We start from the raw sequence: 23,267 nt of genomic DNA, 5'->3' as shown, positions 1-23,267 counted from the left end.
CGTTTAATTTGTTAATCTTAAAATCCGTTTCTGAATACTTTCGATTTCTTCAATTATTTTTTGGTCGTCGCTTATCAACAATGCATGTATAAGCAATGTTTTTTTGTCATCACTAATATCAGTGCTAAGAGAGCCGGGGGTCATCGAAATCAGGTTACTGAACAGCAACAAACCCGCCGATGATTTTATTTTGAGCGGGAATTCGATAAAACTGGGTTGTGTTTTCATTTTTGGCGATAAAATAATAAAAGCCATGTAAAAATTGGCTTGCACCAGTTTTGCCAGGTAAAACACAATAAACTCCGGAATATAATATATCATCTTCAATGTTTTCATGGTGTCCTGTTTCTTAAAACTGTTTCGATATAATTTGCTGGCTCAATCAGTTGGTTGGCGGCTTCCATGGTATAAGTAAAAACAGTTGCCGCAAAAATTCCCATTAAAACTGAGGCAGTGGCAAGAATAGCCAGCGGCACATAATCGGCCCAATTCAGTTTTAATGATTCCTGATTTTCGTAATTTTCGGGTTGTTTTTTCAGAAATGCCTCGTTCCATATTTTAACCATGGAATAAAGGGTTAAAAGCCCAGTAAGCAGCGCAACGGTTGTAATGATATAACTTTCGCTTTCAATCCCCGCCTTAATCAGCATAAACTTGGCAAAAAATCCCGATAAGGGAGGAACACCTGCCAGTGCGAACGCCGGGACAATAAACAACACCGCAAGCAGCGGGTTTTGTTTGTACAATCCGCCCACTTCTTTCAGGTGGTATGTGCCTTTTATTTTGGCAATCATCCCCGAAGCGAGGAATGCGCCAGTTTTGGCAATCATATTATGCAGGGTAAAAAACACCGCTCCCGCAATGGCCAAAGGCGTAAAAATGCCCAGTCCCATTATCATGTAACCAATCTGGCTGATAATGTGATACGAAAGAATCCTTCGGGTTTCGTAATACGATGCTGCTGCCATTCCACCGGTAACCATGGTCAGCCCGGCAACAATTAACAACAGGTTATGCCAGAATTGCTGGTCGTGAACAAAAAAGAGCGTAAAAAACCGAATTAAAGTGTAAACTCCAACTTTTGTGAGCAGTCCGGCAAATAGTGATGTAATGGTAATGTTGGGCGTGTGATACGATGATGGCAACCAAAAAAACAGCGGAAAAACAGCCGCCTTGATTCCGAATGCCACAAAAAACAGGATGACAGAAGTGTTCATCAGCATTGCCTGGTCGTCGTTTTTGAGGATTTCGGCTATGTGGGCCATATTTAGCGTTCCTGTTTTTCCGTAGAGTAATCCAAGTCCGGCCAGGAACAAGAATGAACCCACCAGGTTGAGGGCGAGGTATTTTATTCCTCCTTCCAGTTGTTCCTTTTTCCTGCCCATCGTTATCAAAACGAAAGACGAAATAAGCATCACTTCGAACCAAACATACAGGTTGAATACATCGCCGGTGATGAATGCGCCATTCATTCCCATGGCGAGGGTGAAAAAGAAAAAGTAAAAACGGGGCAACGGAATATCATCGGGCAGAAAGCGGATAGCGAAAATCGAAACAACAACAAGGATGAGGGATGAAACCATCAGCATCAGTGCGCTTAGATAATCAACAACCAGCACAATGCCAAAGGGCGCATCCCATCCTCCCATGTTCAGGGTTAAAATGCCATCGGTTTGTAACCGGAAAAAAAGGTTCAGCGAAACCACGAAAATTGTAAAACTCCCGAGCGGGCCCACCCAGCGGCAGGTTTTTGGCGTGCGGAAAATCAACAGGCAGATAGCCAGCGCGAACGGAATCAATATGGGCAATGCAACTATGGTCATTTTTGTGAATCGGTTTGTTTTAATTGGTCCAAATCATCAGTGCCGGTAACTTCAAAAAACTTATATTTCAGGGCGAGGATAAAAACCACCATGCCCAGCCCGATAACAATTGCTGTTAAAACCAGCGCTTGTGGCAGCGGATCGGCCAGTTGTGCAGCGTTGGTTGTTGTGCCGTCAACAAAAGCTGGGCTTCCGGGGATGAGCCCTGCCGAGAGAAAAACCAGCAAGTTGGTGGCATTGCTCATAAAAATTATCCCAATGATAAATTTCAGAATACTCCTTCGCAGCAGCATGTAAACACCTGCCGTGTATAAAACGCCAACCAATATTGCCAGTATTACTTCCATGTTTTTTCGTAAGATAATGAAAACAAAAACAATACAGTAACTCCGATTACCGTAAAGAAAACACCAATGTCAAACAGAAAAGGGGTGCCGAATTTTATTCCTTTCGAAAATGGAAACGGAATTGTAAACCAAACACCTTCCATTAAAGCATTTTTCATAAAAACGCCGGGCCAAATGCTGATAAAAACGAGCATTAACCCGAGCCCGATAAAACCTTCGGGTTTTATTATTATCTCTTTTTTCAGGAGTTCGGGAGTAAAGGCAAAACCTTTGTAAGCCAGCGAAAGTCCGGCCAATAAACCGCCGATAAACCCGCCGCCCGGATAATTGTGGCCGCGAATTAAAATGATGACCGAAAAAATCACCAGCAGCCATCTGACATATTTTGAAGCGATTTGCAGTATCAGTGAATTCATGTTTTTGGTTTTTTTGAGGTTAATAATGCCGCAACGCCAAGTGCTGCCACTGCCAAAACAGTTACTTCGCCAAGTGTGTCGAGCGCCCTGAAATCGACAAGGATTACATTGACGACATTTTTACCATACGCTTTATCGTAGCTGTTTACCATAAAATACTCCGAAATAGGGTTGTTAAAATCAACATTAATGGCTTTTATCGCCACGATTGTCATCGCACTGCCAAAAATGGAAGCAACAATTAAGTCGCGGATTTTGGTTGCTTTTGCCGAAAGTTTGGCAAAAACAGGCAGCCGCTGCAAAATGAGCATAAACATAACAACGATAAGCGTTTCGGCCAGAATTTGGGTAATTGCCAGGTCAACAGCGCTGTAGTACAGAAAAATCAGTGCCAATCCATAACCGGTAACACCCATGGCAATAATGGCCGCAATGCGCGAGTGGGTAAGCACGGTAAACAGTGTGGCCAGAATTACAATCAGAACCAAACCTGATATGTATAATGGTTGAAACGTGAAAGCAGTTTCCAAATGCCAGCTTCGTGTAAAGTACAATTGCCACCAAAGCAAGGCTGCTGTAAAAAGTATGATTGTGAGTATGTAATATCGGTGGTAACCGTGTTGCAGCACCTTAGTTTTGCTGACTGAAATGGAAACAAACTTTTCAAGCACTATGGAAAACACTTCCGGAAACCTGACAGGGAAAATTATCTTGTTAACTTTTCGCCACTGTCCCTCAACCCATTCTTTCTTAATCAAAATGTATGAAAGTAATGCTCCAACCGCAACCGTTGCCAGGCTCAATAAAAGTACCAGGTTGAAACCGTGCCAGAGTTTGAGTTCTATTTTAACCGGTTCAGCATAAATAACACTCATTGCCGGTTCAATAATCCATTTTCCCAGCATATTTGGCGCAATTCCAAAAATCAGGCTCAGCAATACCAACAATCCTGGACCTAAAACAAACATTACATTTTTAATTTTGGAAACGGTATAACTGTTTTTTGGTTTTCCGAGAAATACCTTAAATAGCACCCGCGAGGATACTGCAAACATGAAAATATTGGAAATTACTCCAAAAATAAAAATCATCGACCCAAAACCCGGCGATTGCACTTTGGCTTCGTAAATCAGCTCTTTGCCCAGAAAACCGAGCATGGGTGGCAGTCCGGCCATTGAAAGCAACGCCAGCAAGGCAATACCAAAAGTAATAGGGAACGATTTTATCAAACCTCCCAATTCATTTATGTCGCGGGTTCCGGTTTTCTTTTCAATAAAACCAGCTATCATAAAAAGTGAAGCCTTATAAAATGCGTGGATAAAAAGGAACAAAACGGCTGCTTTTATCGAAAGTTTTGTGTTGATGCCGATGAGCAGTACCATAATTCCAAGCGCATTGATGGTGGTGTAAGCCAAAATGGCTTTTAAATCGGTTTGGGTAATGGCAAAATAAGAGCCAATAAGCATGGTTACAACGCCAAACAGCGGAATGACAAAAGTCCATTCGGCAGTTCCGCCAAGTGCCGGACTTAACCTGGCTAGCAGAAAAACACCGGCTTTCACCATGGTCGCAGAGTGCAGGTAAGCGCTCACTGGCGCGGGTGCCTGCATAGCTCCCGGAAGCCAGAAATGAAAAGGGAACTGAGCCGATTTGGTAAAAACCCCAAGTAAAATCAATATCAATCCCGGTAAGTATAAACTACTTTCTTTTATTTTTTCTGAACCTGCAACCCAATCGTTAAGTGAATAACTGTCAACCACACTCCCAATTAAAAGGATGCCTGCCAGCAGCGCGAGACCCCCAAAAAAGGTAATAACCAGCGATTGAAAAGCGGCTTTCCGCGCAACTTCCTTTTCATGAAAAAAGCTGATTAAGAAAAAGGAGAGAACAGTTGTAAATTCCCAAAATATAAAAAGCTGAATTAAGTTGGCCGACATCACCAAACCCAACATGGCACCACTGAAAAGGAATAAAAAGAAGAAGAATTTGTCGGTGTGATCATAGCTTTTCATGTACGAATGAGCATAAAGAAAAACTAAAGCACCAATACCGCTAACCAGCAATGCAAAAGCAAGGCTTAATCCGTCAAGCAAAAATTCAATATTCAGCCCCAACTCAGGAATCCAGTTCATAAAAAGGGTTATCGGTTTTTCAGCCGAAATGAACTGAATTTTACTTGCGAACCAGATAAAAGCAGCCAACTGCACAACTGCAATAAAAATACCTTTATTGGATTTTATTGGCTTTGGCAGCATTAAAATTCCGAGCGCCAGTAAAAAAAATAAGATTAATAAATTTAACATCAGAAATACAAAATCTTTTTTAACCGGGTTAATTATCTCCGAAAGAAACCGATTGGATCAATAAAGGTTTTAAAATAATGGTCAATATCATTGTTGGTTGCAGAAGCTGTAAGACTGAGTACCGATACTTTCGATAAGTTGATGATATGATGGGCAAAAGCGCCGATATAATTGTCGTAAGAGAAACCCTCCTGATGGGTCATTACAATAATCATGTCGGCCTCAACTTCCTCGGCATACTCGAGCACACGCATGAAAGGCGGCACTTTTGATATGTCAAAAACCTTAACCTGAGTTCTTATATCATTGGCATTCAAAACCTTCTCCGCCTCTTTCAGTTTTTTGTAAATCCTGCTCTCACTAATCCTGATTCCTCCAATCAACGCCGAAACCAGGTGAATTTCGGAATTGTAATTTTTACCGTACATCAGTGCTGCTTTGAGGTTTTTAGCGGTTTCGCGGGTTAAATCGAGTGGTAAAACGATTTTGTTCTTCGATTTAACCGGCATACCTTTTATGGTAAGCACCGGAACGGTCGATTTCAGGGTTACGTGGAAAACCGTTGTACCCAGCTCGGTATTAGGTTCCTGGCAATCGTGGTTTTCGCCCAACACAACCATTTTAATCTCTGATTGCTGGGCTGCTTCAAGAATTTTAATGTATGGTTTTCCGCGCTCGACCAAGGTTCTGAATTTTACATTTGGCCAACTCTTTTGCAGCGAACCTGTAAGTTCAAGTAATTTATCCTTTGCCTTGTTGGTAATTTTCACCAGTTCATCGCCTGAAGAAAAGAATTCCATTAACAAGCCGGGGGTTTCAATCACATTCATTAAAATTACTTCGCCATTTTGACTGCCTGCCAATTGAGCTGCATACTGCGTCGCTTTTAACGAAGGCTCATTAAAATCAACAGGAACAAGTATTGTTGTATAATCTTTCATTTTTCTCTGTTTTTTTGTATTGTTACCTTATTCAACCAATAAAACCGGCAATTTGTTTTGATAATATAACCGAAACTAAGCAAACCACTCCCGTGTTCTTCCCTGTAATTTGTTCAGCAATTATACCTATTTTAAATTTTTCCCTGATTTTTTCTTTTGCACCAATTAGTATCAGGTTGCCTTTCTCTGAATTTGCCTTCTGAACAATAGTGTCAACTAATTAACCAAAGATAACTTCCGGTTCACGTACTTTTACTTTATTGCTAATTAGAACCTCTTTAACCTCATTTATGATTCTTTTACCTTTTTACGACAATATCTTTTATATTATCATTTAGTTCCTTGTCACTAATAACTTACATCGTATTATTTACGATTTGTAATCATTTGCCAGTTTTATTGCGGCATTTATCTGTTCCGCTGAGCCAGTAATGATATCAATTGGTGCTAAAATTTTTTCAATTAGTTTCATATTTTATTTCATTAAATTTAACGCATTAAAGTTGAACTCGGTTTGGGCATTGTATCGTGAACGCTAACGGTTTGCGTATTTGTTGTTTGGAAGTCTGCCTGCCTGTACTGCCGGCAGGTTTGAAACTGCCTGCCCGACTGCGTCATTCCCGTCCGAACGGCTCGTCCGGGCGGGCAGGCGGGCTTTCTTATCCCCAGATAATAAAATTACCAAAAATCATTAAGAACTCCAAATGTGTCATCAGCCCAAGTGCGATAGATACGATGTGTGTGCCCTGTATAAGCAGCAGCGCACACTTGTTGTAAGCTGTTTAAAAAGTTTAAAAATACAAATAAACTTTACATCATCGCCAAATAGCTGGTGTAATTTTTCCAGAGGGTGACCCGCCCGGATAAACATCCCTTGAGCAATATAATCCAGAGGGCGTTGCTCTATAATCATAAAATTTAAAAATATTTTCTGTATAAAGTTTGGTTAGGTCTTAGAATTCGATTAGGTGCTTTTATTCCAATTCCTTTTACTCATTTTATATTAACCGTATATAAGTAACCTTCATACATAATTTGCTACCAGTTCCAAGTACCATCTAAATTCCAGCGTTTTTTTCTCGGTAAAACCCAATTTCTTAGCATTGATTCACTCTTTTTACCCCAAAAAATCCTATCCGTTTCATTTTCTTTTTGCCATTCTTCAGGTAATTGAAAACCTTTAAACTGCCCAATCTTAACTTCAGAATAAACAGTTTCAATTCTATTTCTAAAGATTCTTTCTGTATTCGAGTCTTGCAGTGATTGTTCATGGAATATCTTATTTGCCCAATCAACATTTGGAATCCATAGTTGGTATTCTACCATAACTAATATTTTGGCATTATCTTGAATATGCTCTGTTCCAGCATAAAGCATTCCACCTGTAATTCCAACAAATAAAAATAATATGCTTAAAATAAATTTAATAATCCGGTTCATATGTTCTTATGTTTTAACATTTAGAACTGTGTTTTTAATATTAAAAAAGAAACAATTCATTTATAAATAATACCATCTATTTCAATTTCGTTTTCATTAAGAATATTCAGGTTTTTACTTACAAATCTTTCACTTTTACTTATATGATAATGTTTATCAGTCGTTTTAGCGATTTATTGAAAATAATCTTGCTTTTGCCTCCATGGGTAAAATGCAGTTGTAAACAAAACGATTTACCGGAGTTGGAATCCCGTATTTTTCTCCAAGTCGGACAACTGTACCGTTCTGGTATTCAATTTCGGAGGGTTTACCTTCCCATACATCTCTGGTTAGTGAGGAAGTCGAATCGGGAGGGAATGAATCGATGAATGAAATGGTTTTATCCAAAAAGCCGGCTTCAAGTTGTATTCCAGTTTTTTGTGATAATTGAAAAATTTCAGCTAATAATTCTATCATCATTTGCCTTGTTTCCTTTAACGCTCTCAATTCGCCATAGGTGGTTTTTGTAACCGCCAATAATCCGCTCACACAAATGCCAATAAATTTCTTCCAAAGTTCGGCATGGATGTCGTCGGCGATACTTGATTTTATTCCTGATCTGTCAAAAATTTCTTTTAAAACCAGAAGCCTTTCTGTTTTGATATTTGAGATCTCCCCAAAAACAATGGTAGGTGTTATCGCAAGATGATTGATAACCCCGGGGGATTCAATTTTACTGATAATCCGACACAGACCACCTATAATATTTTGCTCACTAATCTGTTCTTTCAACTCATCAACTGCCATAATTCCATTCTGCAATGGAAGAATCATGGTTTTTTCGTGAATGATCGGTTTTAGGTCCTTGGCTAACTCTTTAACTTGCCATGCCTTTACTGCAATAATGATGAGATCGGCAGGGCCGATATTTTCAATATTGTCAGTTGCTTTTGCGTTTTTAATTTCAAAATCACCTAATATGCTTTTGACAGTCAACCCCTTTGTTTTGATGGCATTCAGATGTTTGCCCCTTGCCACAAAAGTTACATCAAATCCGGCCTGGGCCATTTTTCCGCCAAAGTAGCCACCAACACCGCCTGTACCAATAATTGCAATTTTCATTTCATTCCTAATTTTTCATTTTTTAATAATAACATTACCGATTCGGTAAGTCTTTTAATTTTTGTCTCTGGTCGTTTAGCGTCTGCAATCCATAATATATAATTTCTTTTATGGGATGGAGCTAATTTATTGAAATTGGCAAGGGCGGGCTCATGTTTTTCAAAATATTCGACGATAAATTCGGGGATATTCAATGCTTCTTTGGGGAGTTTTTGTTTTGCTTCAACTTTCCAGTCAACTTTTCCGGTGCTTAAAAAAAGGTCTATTTTATTCAATCCTGCTTCAGTCATCAATCCGGTTTTAATTAATTTGTTAACCCTCATTTTATTGATGTCCGACCAGTTTTTTATATTGGTTCTGGGAGTGAATTTCCAGATATATTTTTCATCATCCAACCCTTTTTTTGTGCTATCGATCCATCCGAAACACAATGCTTCGTCAAGAGCTTCATCATAAGAGATGGTTTCTCTCTGAGTGTGTTTTTTATGGAAAATGATCCAGATGCCAATGCTTTTATCATGATTGATTTTTAGCCATTCCCTGAAATCATTTCTGGTTTTAAAGTGGATGTGATCAAGATTCATTATTATTTTTATTATGATTTCCGGAATTGTTTTTAAACCGTTTTTTAAAAATGTAGAAAAATATTTGATAAATAATTAAGATCGAAAATAAATTAAATATAAGCACAGACATAAACCCACCGCCAAATATAAAGAGGATAGAAAAAATCAGCAAGAGGTAGTTCGTAATTATAGCATAAATAAGTGCCTTTATTCGAAATTGATTGAGATGTTGATTTTCAAACCTGTCTTCCGAAAACATCAGAAATAGTAATCCAGCGATGAGTAGCAAAAGTATTAGTTCGTCGGCAAAATTGGTATGAATAATAGTAAATATTTTGGTTTGCATAAATGAAGAATATATCGCAAAAGCAGGCATTTGCAACGAAAAACCGAAACAGTTGTAAAGAACTGCAAAGAAGCAGCCAATGACAATAAGCGCAAAACCTAAAAATTTGAATTTATATGGTAGAAATGTTATTTTAATCATGTTTTCTCAATTTTAAGAACTCCGGATTTAGAATATTTAGCGGATAATATCAGCTAATTAACGGTTAACAATATTGTTAGAGCGCAAATAAAGCCTAGAAATAATATTCAGCCTTCTCTTCTGCTTTTTAGGGAGATCTTTATACATTTCGTCTGCAACAGGTTTCCAGGCATCAGCAAAGGGAATGGTCTTTCGAACTAACTGTTCAGCTGATTCAGGATTATTGAGATGGGTCGATTTAACTCCTTCTAACTTAGTGAGTTCAACGATTGCTTCGGGAACATCTACCATAGGGCAGGGTCGCATAAAGTTCGATGAAAAAGGTTTTGCTCTTCGGAATTTTTTAAAAAAGGGTGAGCGCAACGCCTCTTCAAGCGATTTATCATTGATGTTTGTATCCGAATAATGGCAGAATGCGCAAGGTTCAACATCTCCATTTGCATTGATGTGTACAAAATCATTCCCGGCAGCAACACAACCGAAAGCTTTATGTCCGCAATTGGCAAAATCAATGATGGCGTATTTATGCTTGAGAGAATACTGCTCGATTTTTTCTTTTACAAACCGACGTTGTTTTGCATTCAAACACAATGAAACATCTGCGTCGCTTCCAACAGGGATATAATTAAACAGCCAACCAAACCATGCACCTTTCAACCGTATAAAATCAAGAAACTCGTCGCTTGCAATGGTTTCGTAATTTTTAGCATGATAGCAGGCCGAGAATCCAAACCCGATATCCCTTTTTTTCAAAAGATCCATGGCTGCGACTACTTTATCAAATGTACCTTCACCTCTCCTAAAGTCATTCTCTTGCTTAAACCCTTCGATACTGATAAAAGCATTTAAATTACCAAGTTCGGCCATTTCATCTGCGAAAGCTTCATCAATAAGCGTTCCGTTGGTAAACATTGCAAATGTGAGTTTATGGTGCTTGCGGCAAAGCTCAATAATGTCGTTTTTACGCATAAGTGGTTCGCCACCGCTCATTACTATATCCATCACTCCGAGCTTTTCAGCTTCTGTAAGGATTTCATCAAGTTTTTCAAAGGATAAGTTATTGTTTCTGTCATAGTCGGCGGCCCAACACCCTTTACATTTTAAGTTACAAGAACTTGTTGGATCAATAAGTAAATCGCGTGGAATTGAAATTTTATACTTGCGATTGGTAAGATATTCTTTGATAAGTCTGAATTTACCATTAATGGTAAGAAAAGAAAATAAATTATCTACTTCAAAGAAGCGATAACATCTGTAAATATAATCTTTATGATGTGGATAAGGTGGTATAGGTTTTTTTTCTCCTAAAATATTAAGGTAATGCATAGGTTCATAATTAGCTATCCACTCGTAATTTTAACGATGGCAGAGTAACAGGTTAAGTAAAATGTCAAATTAATTTAATTGTTCGTGCTTGAAAACAAACCAAAATTAAGTTCTGTATTATCATCAAAAGTGATCACAATCGCAACAAGTCCCCATCTATGATTGGCTATGTATTTGATTTTTTTGACCCCTAGTTTATTTGGATTTTCTTCAACCACTGAAACTTTAATGTCCATATATCCCCAGGAGTAATCATCCACGGTTGATTTGCTAACAACAGTCCTGCTCGAATTTGTTCCGGCGATTGGATAGGTATCTCCAACATTTGAGTTGTAATTAACAAGGACCCCTGGATCCAGCACATTGACGGCCTGATATCCCTGATCGGTTATTTTAAACTTAAGTTCTGAGATGCTAACATTGTTTCCCGAAATGGTAAATTCAGGAAAATTGGCCAGCAGTGTTTTTATTCGTGAGTTGGTAATTGTTGCAGATGCCGTAAATGTGGATATTCCATCCTCTAGTTCTGTTACCGAACCTGTAATATTACTAACACCAGCCACATTTCCGGTGGATACCTGAACGGTAGTACCAACTACTCCCATTGGTGATTGCTCACCTTCTATTACAGAGGATTTGCTTTTTTTGCAAGATTGGCTGCTTATGGCCAACAATAATAGTACAATGAATAATGATCTTAGAAGTTTCATAGCATTTAAGAGTTTAAAATCTTGATTAATAACTTTGTTTAATTAGAAAAAATCTTTTATTTTATCAAATATAAATAATTTTCAACTGTGTTCAATCCGGTTGCTGCTTTTTCTTTTAGATCTCTTTATGGTTATTCCGCAAATAAAAAGTTATCTGCCCGCCGTTAGCAATGTTACTATGTTTTAAAATATTTCCTACAATAACTTTTCCGTTAATTTCTACTTTTTCGACATAAACATTCTCAGAGCTTTGGTTGATCGTATTGATAATTAAGGTTTTTCCATTTTCAAGCTGAATGGTTGCTTTGTTAACCATCGGACTGCCAATCGCATATTCATCTGAGCCCGGAGTTACGGGATAAAAACCCAGAGCACTGAAAATATACCAGGCACTCATCTGTCCGGCATCGTCATTGCCACACAAACCGTCTTCTTTATTGCTGTACATGGTTTTCATGATCATCCTAACCCTTTCTTGTGTTTTCCATGCGTCGTTGGTCCAGTTGTACAAATAAGGCATGTGATGCCCGGGTTCGTTTCCATGCACATAATTCCCGATGATGCCATCACGTGTGATATCTTCATTTTTTTCGATGAATTTATCTTCAATCGGAGTGGTGAAAATCATATCAAGATGAGCAGAGAATTTGTCTTTTCCACCCATCATCGAAATCATATTATCAATTTCATGAGGTACGTATAATCCGTAATTCCAGGCATTTCCTTCAATAAAGCCCTGTCCGTGGGTATCAATCGGGTTAAACTCAGGGCGCCAGGTTCCATCGGCCAGCTTGGGTCGCATATATCCAATTTCAGGATCATAAACATTCACATAATTTTTGGAGCGTTTTTGATAAGTTAATGAGGATTGTTCATTGCCGGCTTTCTTAGCAATTTGAGAAATACACCAGTCGTCGTAAGCAAATTCCAAAGTTTTGGATACGGAAGAAGAACTCTTATCTTCGGGTACGTAACCTTTACTAATATAATAATCCAAACCATCAAAATAAGGAACTGTAGATGTGTTTTCACATGCTTTTAATGCCCTGTTCAAATCTACATCTGTGGTGCCTTTTGCAATGGCATCGGCAATTACCGAAACCGAGTGATAACCAATCATACACCAGTTTTCATTGGCATAATGGCTCCAAATGGGCAACATCTTATGCACGCTCTGGTCGTGATGAGCCAACATCGATTTGATCATGTCGTTATTCCTTTTAGGTTGAATGATGTTGAACAGTGGATGCAGTGCGCGGTAAGTATCCCAAAGGGAGAAAATGGTATAATTTATAAATCCATCCGATAGATAAATATTTTGATCCAACCCACGGTAAGAACCATCCACATCTTCATATATAATGGGGCTGAGCATGCTGTGGTACATGGCTGAATAGAAGGTCTCTTTTTGCTCGAGCGTTTCTGTTTCGACTGCGATTTTTGATAATTCTATATTCCATTTTTGTTGGGTTTCAGCTTTCACTTTATCAAAATCCCAATGTGGAATTTCCGCCTTTAAATTATTTAAAGCTCCATTTGTACTGACCGAAGAAAGGGCAAATTTGATTTTAATTTGCTCGTTTTTTTCTGTCTTGAAATCGAAATAGGCCCGGATATTTTTGCCAGCCATTTCAGGGAAGTTTTCAGCTTCGTTAAATCGTCGATAAAAGCCATTGTACTTCATTTCATCATATTTTTTATGACCGTATTGATAAAATGGCTTCGAAAATTGCATGGCAAAATAAACGGTCCGGGTGCGGGCCCAGCCATGGGTTTGCCTGTAGCCTGTCACAAGTGAGTCGTTTTCAACACGCACAAAGGTCCAAACATTTTTATCGTCGTAATTATAAATGTTTGAAATCAAATCCAAAATAATATGTGCACTGTCGGTCTCCGGAAAAGTATACTGATGAAATCCAACTCTGTCGGAAGCTGTTAATTCAGCATTGATGTTGTAGTCGTCTAATCGAACCTTATAATATCCGGGTTCAGCAAATTCATTTTGATGCGAAAATTGCGAATGATAACCACTTTCGGGTATGTTCGCGTCACCGGGATTTAAATTTAATTTTCCAACGGTTGGCATGACCAAAAAATCACCTAAATCAGAATGCCCCGTTCCGCTAAAATGGGTATGACTGAACCCGAAAATGGTGGTATCATCATATTGATATCCTGAGCAATATCTATAAGTATCGGGATTGTATTTACCATCAATATACATCACTTGTTGATTGGTTTCGGGGCTTAATTGTACCATCCCGAAAGGTGTGGTTGCCCCCGGAAACGTATGGCCCATATTTTTGGTGCCAATCAAAGGATTTACATATTGGGTTAGATTTCCATTATTATTTGGAGAATCAGAAATTGTATCCATCTTATTTTTTTGAAATTGACAGGAACTCATTAAAATAAAAAATGAGAGAAGTTTTATTTGTTTTTTCATAAGCCGGTATAATCAAGATTTAATTTTTTCCACAATTTGAGCAACAATGATGGTGAACACAAAAGGTAGCACCGCAATGAGCGCATTTCCATCTTTCACGTTCATTATTAATAAAAACATCTATTCCGTATGTTCTAATATTTGAAAGATTTTCAAGCATGCTCATGTGGTATTTAGTCCTGTATCTTTCATCCAACTGTTTCAACCTTTTGCAAGGAAATTTTTCGCAATCGTAACAAAACTTCGACTCGGTTTTTGCAAGATGTTCACAATTAGTAATGCTGCATTTTCTGCATGAGTTAGGTTTTTGCTCATAAGCGCCCCAACAACCATCACATTTATTTTTATCCCGTTGGTATGCATAACACAACGCACAATTCATTCCGCATGGGGCTATCATCATTGAATGCACAGTGACTATTGTTTAATAATAATTTAGTTAAATTTTATTTGTCGACTAGTTTGAGTTTAAAATTAAAATTAATCCTTTATTCTTTTCAACTAAAATTGCTTTGTCAATATCATAGGATTTTTCATCTTGTAAGCCTTCAATCTTGGGGCTGAATAAATGCACATTGTTATTGTTAAAACCCAATTTTCTCCAATCAATATTCAAAATAACATTCTCATCTTTATCCGACCAGGAGCCGATGGCAATCAGCACTTTATCTTTTTCCAGGTAAACTGTTGATTTGATGTTTTGATGATTGGTTTTTACGGGGGAACGATCTACCCAATATCCCAACATTTCACTGTTGGCAATATCAAAGTCATCAAATAATTTCCAGATTGCCCGCGGGTCGCTATCGCCATAAACCCGGTTGGTCATTCCGTAAACCAGTCCACGGAAAGGGTGCCCACCGCCTTCAAGCATTTCACCTGTCAGTCCGAACGGAATTCCGGAAACCTCAGTGAGCCAATAATCAGGATTTAAATTGTATTCGAAATATTCACCAAACCAAAGCCTTGAAATATAAGGCATGTGTTCCATGTAAAGTAAAGCACTGTTGATGAACCCATCCCTGAAATTGTACTGGTTGGCCGAATGCAGGTCGATTACAAAATTTTCTCTATGCGCGTTCAAAACACTGGCAATCCTTTTGACGGTTGTTCGGCTAAAAGCGATGTCATCTAAATATAAACCATCAATTTTTTGATTTTTTGCCAGCCAGTTAATCCCTTCGATGTAATAATTGGTCCAGCGTGAATTGCCCTTGTTCAAAATGGCTGCATCATTCACGGTGGTAGCATGCCAGGCTGAAAAATAGTGAGATTTAAAATGCTCCTGCAACCAACTATGCCCACCTCCTTGGCCATCATTAAATATTTCATCACCTAAACTTTTGAGTGCAAATAATTCGTAAGATTTATAACTGAGCTCACGGATGGTATTATATAGTTTCACTTTGATGCCTTTGCTGTGGGCCTCATTGATGTATGCTTTTTGTTGTTCAACGTTATAAAACGGGTAATTGATGTAAGGATTTATTTCATTGGCATGATGAACATTGACAATGGTTCCCTTCCATTTCGCTACCGAATCAACAGGTACGTATTTATGCACAAAACGGGTCGAAAAATGTTCTTTCGTGTCGATCAGTTTAAAAGGCGTTATTAAAAAACGGATATTAAAATTTAAGGTATCTCCGGCAAGCATTGTGCGTGAACCGCAGTAATTTTCAATATTTACGCTCTCATTATTTGATGAAATGTTGATTCCGCCTTTATTTTCATTATACCATGATGTCGGAAGGATCAAAGGTTTGGTTTGGTAGAAATTCGTGTTAAGCGGACGTTCGTACTTTTCGTCCCTCAAAACATACTGTAATCCTTTATTGATGGTTCCCAGCCAAACCCCTTCCTGATGCTTTTTTACATCCCATTTCCAGGCAATATTTTCTTCACGTTTGCCGCCTTTAAATCCTAATCCCAAAATATATTGGGCTGCATCTTTTTGCATCGGAATTTCAAGTTTAATGTCTTTGATATTGGCATCATTGATTGCAGTTACCTGGATTTTATAATCGAGCATTCCGTCATATTCAACACTACCGGTCAACTTCATTCTGAAATTTTTTGAAGTATTGATCGATTCCCAGTTAGCTTCACCAGGGTATGTTTGATCAATTGTGTAAGGGCTGGTGTCCCATAGTTCGGGTCTGCCATCTTTGTTGATAATCTCAAATCGTATTGGTTTCGCTAATACATCTTCCTTGTCATCCTTTAATTTTGTCATCTCCTGAGTGAAAAATGAAGAAATTTTTTCGGGCAAACCGTAGTCGTTTAATGTAATATCACGACCTATAATCCGAATGGTTTTATCATCAATTTTTACAGCTTCAAAAGGCTTAACAATAAAATCAGGATCAGTCCCGATGCTTGAATTTAACCAACGAAGTCTGGTCATATTCTCCGGCGAATCATCTCCATGATTGGCAATTACTTCATTTAACACCTTCAGTTTTATAATAACGGTGTCTGATCTTGGTCCTACCGGCTTCACGATAATGTGACCTAAATATTCACCCTGCCTGGTTGATTCAGGAATATCAATCCCAAACCAAAGTGCTTGTATTTTTCCTGATGAAATATTTAATATTCTATTGAAAGGCACTCCATTCAGATCAATTCCTGAAGTATTAAAACAGGTGATCATTTCTTTGGGAATGGTGTTTTTACCGCTTTTGAGATCGGTGAACTGAACTATGATATTTTTTAAGTTTTCGGATGCTGCAAATACCCCGATTTGAAAAGTATAAAATTCACCCCGAAGCACCTTATCGGATAATCCATTCACTTTTTTAAGAGGTTTAATCCAATGAAGTGGCAAATAATCATCCATCTTAATTGGACGTTCCCTGTATTCGGGAAATAAATAAAATAGCCCGGGATCGTTTTGAATAAAATCTGAAACTTCTTCCTTCGTAGCAATAATTTCCATTGGTAAAAAAGAGTTGAAATCATCTATGGACTGGGCACTTATGATTTTTGCTTTTGGTAAACGCTGTATTTGATCGCTTGTGAGTTTGTTTTTCAATGTTATAGATTCATTGCTTAACTCTAAAGGTTTTAGATAATGAAGTTTAGGATAATAACTCCCCGTTGATTGATGAGGTAAATAATATACATAGTACTTTGAAGATCTTTTATTCGGTTCAAAAACAAGATGCCCAAACTCATTATTTATTTCAAGAACTTGAATATTTTCAATGGGTATATTGGTATTGGCATCGATGATAATTATGGTTTTATCCTGAGGATTGTCATCTTTTCTTCGCCAGGGAATTTTAATTTGCACAGGTCCGTCGGTTTGTTCACCAACTTCGACCACTATTCGTTGATTTCCTAATGATTCAAATGCTTTGGAATAATCCGGATGTTCCCAATTCCCACTCTCATAACTCATTTCGTAGTCAGATGCTGAAATGTTTTTTCCCCGATAATTTATTTGATTGGGTTTTTCGACGGAGCAGGCAAAGAAAAACATAATGCTTAAAGAATAAGATAAGTTTAAAAGTTTAGGTCGATGCATTTTATTGAATTTTATGGGAGTTATTTATTTTATCAAGTTCATTAATATTAACGGAAGGCGAAGTGCCATTTTGGGGACGCTTAAGAGGTGTTCCAATTTTTAGATGATCGTTGGTAAAGCCACAATTTTTTAAATAAAAGCCATCATTTTTGATTCCTCCTGAATAGTCGAGACGTGAACCTTTTTTTGCAGTAGCATCGGCAGAGAACCGGGCTTCATTAATTTCGTGCCATTTTCCTTTCGAATCTCTAATCCATTGATTATAAAAGCCACCTTGCCTACTGATAATTCCTGTTTCGGGGATGAAATTTTCTAAAAAAGAGTAAAGTCGGGTTAGATATGAATGCGTTTTTGGTTTACGAAAGCTGGCTATCAAATTCCAAGTTCCTTCCTTTGGATCGCAAAAATAAGCTGTGTAGTCCGTTGATTCATTATCGGTCGGTTTAGCACTGATGATGAATTTATATCGGGTCTTAACATTCCATGGAAATATTTTATAACTCTGCCCTCCCGATCCTTCATCTCCAAATTCTCCTGTTGTAACTCCATCTCCTTTTGAAAGTAATTTGATCCGGTATTCTTCAGGAATGCTTTTGGGATCGTCGGTATTATAAGGGCTCCAAATCGAAAACAAAATTCTTCGTTCAGTTTCTGAATTCACCTGTATTCCAAAGTATCCGCCGGTAAAGCCGCATGCCATAAAATAGGATCCAATGGCATCCTGATTTTCATCGATTTCTATTTCATTATAAAACCATTCAATATCATCAATTTCAGGCGGAGTTTGGAAAAGTAAATGGGTAGATGGCCCCCTTCTCCCAAAATAAAAATCATCGGCTATGTATTTAATCGCATTTTTTGAAGAATCATAAGTGAGTTTAATTTCCATAACATCTGCAAAAGTGTTTCCTTCTTTTTCTAATCCTTTCAATTCGATGAAATGGTAACCTGCAGAATGAACCTCAAAATTGCCAATATCAATTTGCTCAAATTCGGCATTGTTAATTATAATATTTTTCGAAAAATCGCCAACCCCAACTTTAATAACAGATGAACCTTTTTCTGTTTTTATTTTTAAGGACAAGCTGATTTGTCCGGGTTTATCAACGTAAAAGTAAGTACGGATAATTTGGTCCTGATTTGTCCAATTCGTAATTCCATCCGAAGAAATTACTTCCGATGATTGAAAAGGGTCGTTCACAACCCAACTGTTTCCGGAAGTAGCAATTACAATTGTAGTATCAGTATTTCTCTCGACATGTTGTTGTGAATGGGCATATGTAAAGGGAATTAAAAGGATGCTGAAGATCAATAGAACCGATTTTGAGATTGGCATAAACGAGGGTTTGAATTTTTAATCGTTCATTCATTAAATTTAAACAATAATAGCAATATCTGCCCAGTTTTCAAAGCAGAAATGATGTAGGTTATGCTAACTAGTTGGATATTTTTATCTCAATCAGATTCTTAATGTCTGGCAATTTTGATTCATCTCTAACTTCTATTCCAATACCTCTGCCTTCCATGTAAACCTTAGCGTTTCGCAGTTCGGTTTTAATTTCTTCGGAAATCCGGGAAGCCATCACCTGATCTGTTGCTTTTTGCCCAAATACAAAGGCCACTTTAAAATATCCCTCGCGAGGCAAAAAGTAAATGATTGCCCGGTTTTTATCCTTAATACGAAAACTCCAACCGTAATTTTTCCCCGGGTAATTCCATTCTTCCTTGGCGGTCGGATATTTATCAAAAACATAATCCCTTAATAAAAACCAAAATGGGTAGGTTTCACCCAGCGGAGATTTCAAATCATCATTACCGGGGATAATAGATTTGTTGGTAAAAATGCTTATTTCCATGATTCAACTGCAGTTTTATAATTGTTGGTATATCCGTAGTGGGCAGTAAATATATATTCTGCATAGGGTAATTTTGTGATTAATGCGATAGATTTAATTGCTGTTTTGGTATCAGTATTCGCAAATGTATTGAACTTATCAATCTTTCCATCCTTTATACTTAGGACATCTCCAACGAACAAATACTTATCGTCAACCAGATAGCACATTGCACCAACTGTATGTCCCGGGGTTAGAATCCCTTGAATCTTTAAATTTCCGATATTAAAAATTTGTTGGTCCTCAATCAGGGTGTATTCTTCAGCATCAATGGTATTTCCAAAAAATAAGAATCGGGACTTTTCTCCGGTAAGGAGTTGCTCTTCCTGTTTTGAAAGATAGACTTCGGCATTTTTAAATAAACTCAGGGCAGCGACATGGTCCGCATCGGTATGGGTCAAAAGCACTGCCGTAACTTGGTCAGGTTTAATATTCAGTTTTTTTAATTCTTCCGAGATCACTTCTAAATCGTTTCCTGCATCTATTGCGATATACGTGGCACTGTCTTTTATCAGGTACATATTTGTGAACGAATCCTTGATCGAATAGATGTTTGCAATAATCTCTTTCGTTTCGGTGGGGGTCATTTTTTTGATTTCTGATTTTGCTTTTAACATGTATCCAACAATGAAAATCACAATTAATGCAATTAAGATCCCTATTCCTAAGAGCGTTTTTTTAAAGATTTCTTTCATGGTTTTTGGTTTTAGGTGAAAGCAAGCAAACTAAAGACTCAAATTAAAGAATTAAATACTATTATTTTTAAGTTTTTTTTGATCTTTTTTTAAACCAGGTTTTAGGATTTAGGAGGGATTTATATTTCTGAAATAATTCCTTCCCAACCAAAATTCCGCCCGACCAAAAGAGCACTTCAGCCGAGATGAAAACAATTGTCGTAAAGGTTAGCTTCTGGTTATTTTCTAAATTAAGAAAAGGAATGAAAGGCAAGGATAAAAACAGTGGAATCGAAACAATAATAAGAATTAATCCTAATCTGAGTTTCCAGTTCTTTTTTTGCATTTTTTATTTTATTAAATAAGTGGATATATTCAGCCAAAAGTAATGTTTATTTGATAGTTTTGGCTAGTTATAAATCAATAAAAAGATGATCCATCGTGAGCTCATTTTGCACATATTGCTTGCTATATTGATTTTGAATAAGTCCGTAAGTTGTTATAAAGGTTACAAATACACTCTTTTTCGTTTTGGTACAGTCAGAAAAAGCATTTACTTTTTTTGCAATTTCATTGGCGTATTTTTTATCGATGGCATATTCGGTATTGTAAAATTTCATTTCACAAAGATTGATTACATTGTCATCTCGATCAATTAGCAAATCAATCTGTGCACTGTTTGTTGAATTTTTCTCGATCCAACTACCTTGGAATGCATTAATCCCAGAAATTTTTAAGCCTTCTTTTATCTGTGCAAGATGTTTCATGCAGATGGTTTCAAAACTAAAACCCGACCAGATTTTGTAGGATGAATCCTGATACATCTTCATCCAAATATCATTGTCGGATGCTTTTGTGTTTTCGATATATTTGATATAAAACATCGAATATTCATCAGATAACCTATAGATAGCATCTTTATTTCCCTGATAGGGGATGTACTTTTCAATGAACCCCGATTCTTCCAGTTCAGTTAATGTCTTTGTTAAAGTGCCTCCCGATGCGATTTTTCCACGGGTTACAATTTCGGTTCTGGTTAAGCCCTTTCTGATAGATGCCAATGTCCTGATGATCAATGCATGGTTTTCGTGCTGCTCAAAAAGGGAAGCAAAAATATTTTCAAATTCAGATCTTAAAAAACCATCCCTCCTAAAGCATAAACGGTTAATAGCTTGGGCAACACTTTCACCTGATGAAATTCTTTCGAGGTAATGGGGGATTCCTCCCATAGCCATATAAATTTGCAGTATATCGTATCTGGAAAGCTTAACTTTATTTTTTCTGAAAAGCTGTTCGGTTTCATATAAATTAAATGGTGCTAATTGGATTTTTTCGGTTAACCTATTATGGAGCCCTCCTTTGCTTTTGATAATATTTTGGATCATATAGGATGCTGCTGAACCGCAAATAACTACCACTAAATCATCTCTTTTTGACGCATAGCTGTTCCAGAAATTATCAAATGCCGGAAGAAATTTTGACTTTCGGGTATCCAACCAAGGGAATTCATCAATAAAAATTACTTTCTTCTTTGTAATCTTAAGCTTGTTAAGGTATAGTCCCAATTGATGAAAGGCTTCAATCCAATATGAAGGCTTTTGGAAATTGGTATTTTTGACCGAAAGTGTGAGGTGGAAATTATGGAGTTGTTGTTTTAAAGTAACATTGTGGATACCCGCTATTTCAAATTGGATATAATTTTTATAAACCTCCCGAACCAGAAATGTCTTCCCAACCCTACGGCGTCCATATATGGCAATTAGTTCTGATTTATTGCTTTTTAGAGCCTTTAATAAAATTTCAATCTCATGTTTGCGCCCAATTAAATTTTGCATTGCATACTATTATAACCAGCCAAATATACAAAAAAAGTTGATGTTTTGGCTACATATAATTGCTTTTTCCAAAAATAAATTTAGTGTTTTAAAAATTTAATTCTCTTAAACAAAAACAGGCTGCCAATGAACATAGTAGCCTGTTTTAAAATTATTGGGCTTTTCAACCCTCTAATTTCTCAATAATTATTATAATGCACCCGAATCGTAAGCAACTTCACCATGCAGCGCCTGGTCTATGCCCATTTCTTCTTGTTCTTCGGTTGCTTTTACCGGAGATATCAGATTAATAACCACCAACATTAAATAGGTAAATCCAAAAGCATAAACTGCTGCAATCACCACTGCCGTGAGTTCTTTTAAAAAGAAACTTACATCTCCTTCCAAGAGCCCGGCCTGACCATTAATATGTGAGAAAGCGAAAACTCCTAATAATATAGTGCCAAGAGTTCCACCAATACCATGAACTCCCCAAACATCTAATGCATCGTCCCAACCCCATTTGTTTTTCATTTGAACTGCCAGGAAACAAACAGCACCAGCTGCAATACCAATAAGCATAGCAGCCCAAATAGGTACAAATCCGGCAGCAGGAGTGATGGTTGCCAAACCTGCAACAGCACCGGTTAATAATCCCACAAATTTAGGTTGACCAGTTTTAATCCATTCGATAACTAGCCAGGTTATTGCGGCAAAAGATGCGGCAACATCGGTATTTAAAAATGCCAAAGTTGATATTGCATCAACATCCAATTCACTTCCCGCATTGAAACCATACCAGCCAAACCATAATAAACCGGTGCCAATGGCAACCAATGGAATACTGTTGGGAGGAGAGTTGGTGTCGCGACGTTTACCTACATAAAATACGGAAGCAAGTGCAGCAAAACCAGCGGTTGCATGAACAACTATACCTCCGGCAAAGTCTAAAACGCCCCATTCGGCAAGTATTCCGCCACCCCATACCATGTGTACAAATGGATAGTAAACAAATAATTGCCATAGCACCAAGAAAATGAGATAGGCTTTAAAGGTTACACGATTTACAAATGCACCCGTAATAAGCGCAGGAGTTATGATCGCGAACATCATTTGATAGGCAATAAATATGTAAACCGGATATTTCCCATTATCGTAGGCCTGATCAAATGCAATTCCTTTTAAAAAAGCGAAATCAAGGTTACCAATGATGCCTCCTTCGCCACCGCTAAAACATAGCGAATAACCAATGGTTACCCACATAATTGTTGTAATTCCAAGCGATACAAATGTTTGTACCATGATTCCCAGAATGTTTCTTTTACTGGCTAAACCGCCGTAAAAGAATGCCAAACCCGGTGTCATAAGCATCACCAAGCTTGTACATAAAACCATAAATGTTGTTGAACCTGTGTCGAACATAATTGTAATTTTTTAATTAGTTTA

Annotated in this window: 20 protein-coding genes; all 20 read right to left on the bottom strand. The window is 37.6% G+C overall.

Annotation, left to right across the window (positions count from 1 at the left end):
* Positions 1-3 precede the first annotated feature (3 nt).
* On the bottom strand, positions 4-336 hold the full coding sequence (locus KKG99_09635; GenBank protein ID MBU1013258.1) for a Na+/H+ antiporter subunit E: 333 nt from the start codon (positions 334-336) through the stop codon (positions 4-6).
* Positions 333-1,823, bottom strand: coding sequence for a Na+/H+ antiporter subunit D (locus tag KKG99_09630; GenBank protein MBU1013257.1), 1,491 nt, complete (start codon positions 1,821-1,823; stop codon positions 333-335). Before KKG99_09630 ends, KKG99_09635 begins: the two co-directional genes overlap by 4 nt.
* Positions 1,820-2,170, bottom strand: a complete 351-nt coding sequence (locus tag KKG99_09625; GenBank protein ID MBU1013256.1) for an NADH-quinone oxidoreductase subunit K — start codon at positions 2,168-2,170, stop codon at positions 1,820-1,822. Before KKG99_09625 ends, KKG99_09630 begins: the two co-directional genes overlap by 4 nt.
* On the bottom strand, positions 2,161-2,586 hold the full coding sequence (locus KKG99_09620) for a Na(+)/H(+) antiporter subunit B (GenBank protein ID MBU1013255.1): 426 nt from the start codon (positions 2,584-2,586) through the stop codon (positions 2,161-2,163). Before KKG99_09620 ends, KKG99_09625 begins: the two co-directional genes overlap by 10 nt.
* Positions 2,583-4,889: a DUF4040 domain-containing protein gene (locus KKG99_09615; protein ID MBU1013254.1), complete on the bottom strand. Its 2,307-nt coding sequence runs from the start codon at positions 4,887-4,889 to the stop codon at positions 2,583-2,585. The genes KKG99_09620 and KKG99_09615 overlap by 4 nt, the downstream gene beginning before the upstream one ends.
* Before the next feature lie 32 nt (positions 4,890-4,921).
* Positions 4,922-5,830, bottom strand: a complete 909-nt coding sequence (locus KKG99_09610) for a universal stress protein (GenBank protein MBU1013253.1) — start codon at positions 5,828-5,830, stop codon at positions 4,922-4,924.
* A gap of 1,038 nt (positions 5,831-6,868) precedes the next feature.
* On the bottom strand, positions 6,869-7,270 hold the full coding sequence (locus tag KKG99_09605; protein ID MBU1013252.1) for a hypothetical protein: 402 nt from the start codon (positions 7,268-7,270) through the stop codon (positions 6,869-6,871).
* A gap of 165 nt (positions 7,271-7,435) precedes the next feature.
* Positions 7,436-8,371 carry a 2-dehydropantoate 2-reductase gene (locus tag KKG99_09600; GenBank protein MBU1013251.1) on the bottom strand — a complete coding sequence of 312 codons (936 nt, stop codon included), beginning with the start codon at positions 8,369-8,371 and terminating at the stop codon, positions 7,436-7,438.
* The gene (locus KKG99_09595) at positions 8,368-8,955 is read right to left on the bottom strand and encodes a YdeI/OmpD-associated family protein (protein ID MBU1013250.1); all 588 of its coding nucleotides are present in this window, start codon (positions 8,953-8,955) and stop codon (positions 8,368-8,370) included. The genes KKG99_09600 and KKG99_09595 overlap by 4 nt, the downstream gene beginning before the upstream one ends.
* Positions 8,956-9,481: 526 nt before the next feature.
* Positions 9,482-10,750, bottom strand: a complete 1,269-nt coding sequence (locus tag KKG99_09590; GenBank protein ID MBU1013249.1) for a radical SAM protein — start codon at positions 10,748-10,750, stop codon at positions 9,482-9,484.
* Positions 10,751-10,824: 74 nt separating this feature from the next.
* Positions 10,825-11,460, bottom strand: coding sequence for a hypothetical protein (locus KKG99_09585; GenBank protein MBU1013248.1), 636 nt, complete (start codon positions 11,458-11,460; stop codon positions 10,825-10,827).
* A 115-nt stretch (positions 11,461-11,575) separates the two neighbouring features.
* A complete protein-coding gene (locus KKG99_09580; protein MBU1013247.1) occupies positions 11,576-13,906 on the bottom strand; it encodes a GH92 family glycosyl hydrolase in 2,331 nt (776 codons plus the stop codon).
* A gap of 19 nt (positions 13,907-13,925) precedes the next feature.
* Positions 13,926-14,309: a DUF3795 domain-containing protein gene (locus KKG99_09575; GenBank protein MBU1013246.1), complete on the bottom strand. Its 384-nt coding sequence runs from the start codon at positions 14,307-14,309 to the stop codon at positions 13,926-13,928.
* Positions 14,310-14,363: 54 nt separating this feature from the next.
* Positions 14,364-17,438 carry a hypothetical protein gene (locus KKG99_09570; protein MBU1013245.1) on the bottom strand — a complete coding sequence of 1,025 codons (3,075 nt, stop codon included), beginning with the start codon at positions 17,436-17,438 and terminating at the stop codon, positions 14,364-14,366.
* A gap of 1 nt (position 17,439) precedes the next feature.
* Entirely contained in the window at positions 17,440-18,774 is a 1,335-nt protein-coding gene (locus KKG99_09565; protein ID MBU1013244.1) for a DUF3472 domain-containing protein, read from the bottom strand.
* 100 nt (positions 18,775-18,874) lie between these two features.
* Complete coding sequence (locus KKG99_09560) at positions 18,875-19,294, bottom strand: DUF3788 domain-containing protein (protein ID MBU1013243.1); 420 nt, start codon at positions 19,292-19,294, stop codon at positions 18,875-18,877.
* Positions 19,285-20,028, bottom strand: coding sequence for an MBL fold metallo-hydrolase (locus KKG99_09555; GenBank protein MBU1013242.1), 744 nt, complete (start codon positions 20,026-20,028; stop codon positions 19,285-19,287). Before KKG99_09555 ends, KKG99_09560 begins: the two co-directional genes overlap by 10 nt.
* A 67-nt stretch (positions 20,029-20,095) precedes the next feature.
* Positions 20,096-20,353: a transporter suffix domain-containing protein gene (locus KKG99_09550; protein MBU1013241.1), complete on the bottom strand. Its 258-nt coding sequence runs from the start codon at positions 20,351-20,353 to the stop codon at positions 20,096-20,098.
* Between the two features lie 67 nt (positions 20,354-20,420).
* On the bottom strand, positions 20,421-21,842 hold the full coding sequence (locus KKG99_09545; GenBank protein ID MBU1013240.1) for an ATP-binding protein: 1,422 nt from the start codon (positions 21,840-21,842) through the stop codon (positions 20,421-20,423).
* A 189-nt stretch (positions 21,843-22,031) separates the two neighbouring features.
* Positions 22,032-23,243 (bottom strand): ammonium transporter, encoded by a 1,212-nt coding sequence (locus tag KKG99_09540; protein ID MBU1013239.1) that lies wholly within the window; start codon positions 23,241-23,243, stop codon positions 22,032-22,034.
* Positions 23,244-23,267: the final 24 nt, after the last annotated feature.

Source organism: Bacteroidota bacterium, assembly GCA_018816945.1.
Lineage (GTDB): Bacteria > Bacteroidota > Bacteroidia > Bacteroidales.
Note: the sequence above shows the minus strand (reverse complement) of the source record. Positions and strands in the feature narration are given on the sequence as shown.

Excerpts from the sequence above, each read along its gene's own strand:
- KKG99_09635 (MBU1013258.1), bottom strand. The coding sequence starts at position 336 with ATGAAAACATTGAAGATGATATATTATATTCCGGAGTTTATTGTGTTT.
- KKG99_09630 (MBU1013257.1), bottom strand. The coding sequence starts at position 1,823 with ATGACCATAGTTGCATTGCCCATATTGATTCCGTTCGCGCTGGCTATC.
- KKG99_09625 (MBU1013256.1), bottom strand. The coding sequence starts at position 2,170 with ATGGAAGTAATACTGGCAATATTGGTTGGCGTTTTATACACGGCAGGT.
- KKG99_09620 (MBU1013255.1), bottom strand. The coding sequence starts at position 2,586 with ATGAATTCACTGATACTGCAAATCGCTTCAAAATATGTCAGATGGCTG.
- KKG99_09615 (MBU1013254.1), bottom strand. The coding sequence starts at position 4,889 with ATGTTAAATTTATTAATCTTATTTTTTTTACTGGCGCTCGGAATTTTA.
- KKG99_09610 (MBU1013253.1), bottom strand. The coding sequence starts at position 5,830 with ATGAAAGATTATACAACAATACTTGTTCCTGTTGATTTTAATGAGCCT.
- KKG99_09605 (MBU1013252.1), bottom strand. The coding sequence starts at position 7,270 with ATGAACCGGATTATTAAATTTATTTTAAGCATATTATTTTTATTTGTT.
- KKG99_09600 (MBU1013251.1), bottom strand. The coding sequence starts at position 8,371 with ATGAAAATTGCAATTATTGGTACAGGCGGTGTTGGTGGCTACTTTGGC.
- KKG99_09595 (MBU1013250.1), bottom strand. The coding sequence starts at position 8,955 with ATGAATCTTGATCACATCCACTTTAAAACCAGAAATGATTTCAGGGAA.
- KKG99_09590 (MBU1013249.1), bottom strand. The coding sequence starts at position 10,750 with ATGCATTACCTTAATATTTTAGGAGAAAAAAAACCTATACCACCTTAT.
- KKG99_09585 (MBU1013248.1), bottom strand. The coding sequence starts at position 11,460 with ATGAAACTTCTAAGATCATTATTCATTGTACTATTATTGTTGGCCATA.
- KKG99_09580 (MBU1013247.1), bottom strand. The coding sequence starts at position 13,906 with ATGAAAAAACAAATAAAACTTCTCTCATTTTTTATTTTAATGAGTTCC.
- KKG99_09575 (MBU1013246.1), bottom strand. The coding sequence starts at position 14,309 with ATGATGATAGCCCCATGCGGAATGAATTGTGCGTTGTGTTATGCATAC.
- KKG99_09570 (MBU1013245.1), bottom strand. The coding sequence starts at position 17,438 with ATGCATCGACCTAAACTTTTAAACTTATCTTATTCTTTAAGCATTATG.
- KKG99_09565 (MBU1013244.1), bottom strand. The coding sequence starts at position 18,774 with ATGCCAATCTCAAAATCGGTTCTATTGATCTTCAGCATCCTTTTAATT.
- KKG99_09560 (MBU1013243.1), bottom strand. The coding sequence starts at position 19,294 with ATGGAAATAAGCATTTTTACCAACAAATCTATTATCCCCGGTAATGAT.
- KKG99_09555 (MBU1013242.1), bottom strand. The coding sequence starts at position 20,028 with ATGAAAGAAATCTTTAAAAAAACGCTCTTAGGAATAGGGATCTTAATT.
- KKG99_09550 (MBU1013241.1), bottom strand. The coding sequence starts at position 20,353 with ATGCAAAAAAAGAACTGGAAACTCAGATTAGGATTAATTCTTATTATT.
- KKG99_09545 (MBU1013240.1), bottom strand. The coding sequence starts at position 21,842 with ATGCAAAATTTAATTGGGCGCAAACATGAGATTGAAATTTTATTAAAG.
- KKG99_09540 (MBU1013239.1), bottom strand. The coding sequence starts at position 23,243 with ATGTTCGACACAGGTTCAACAACATTTATGGTTTTATGTACAAGCTTG.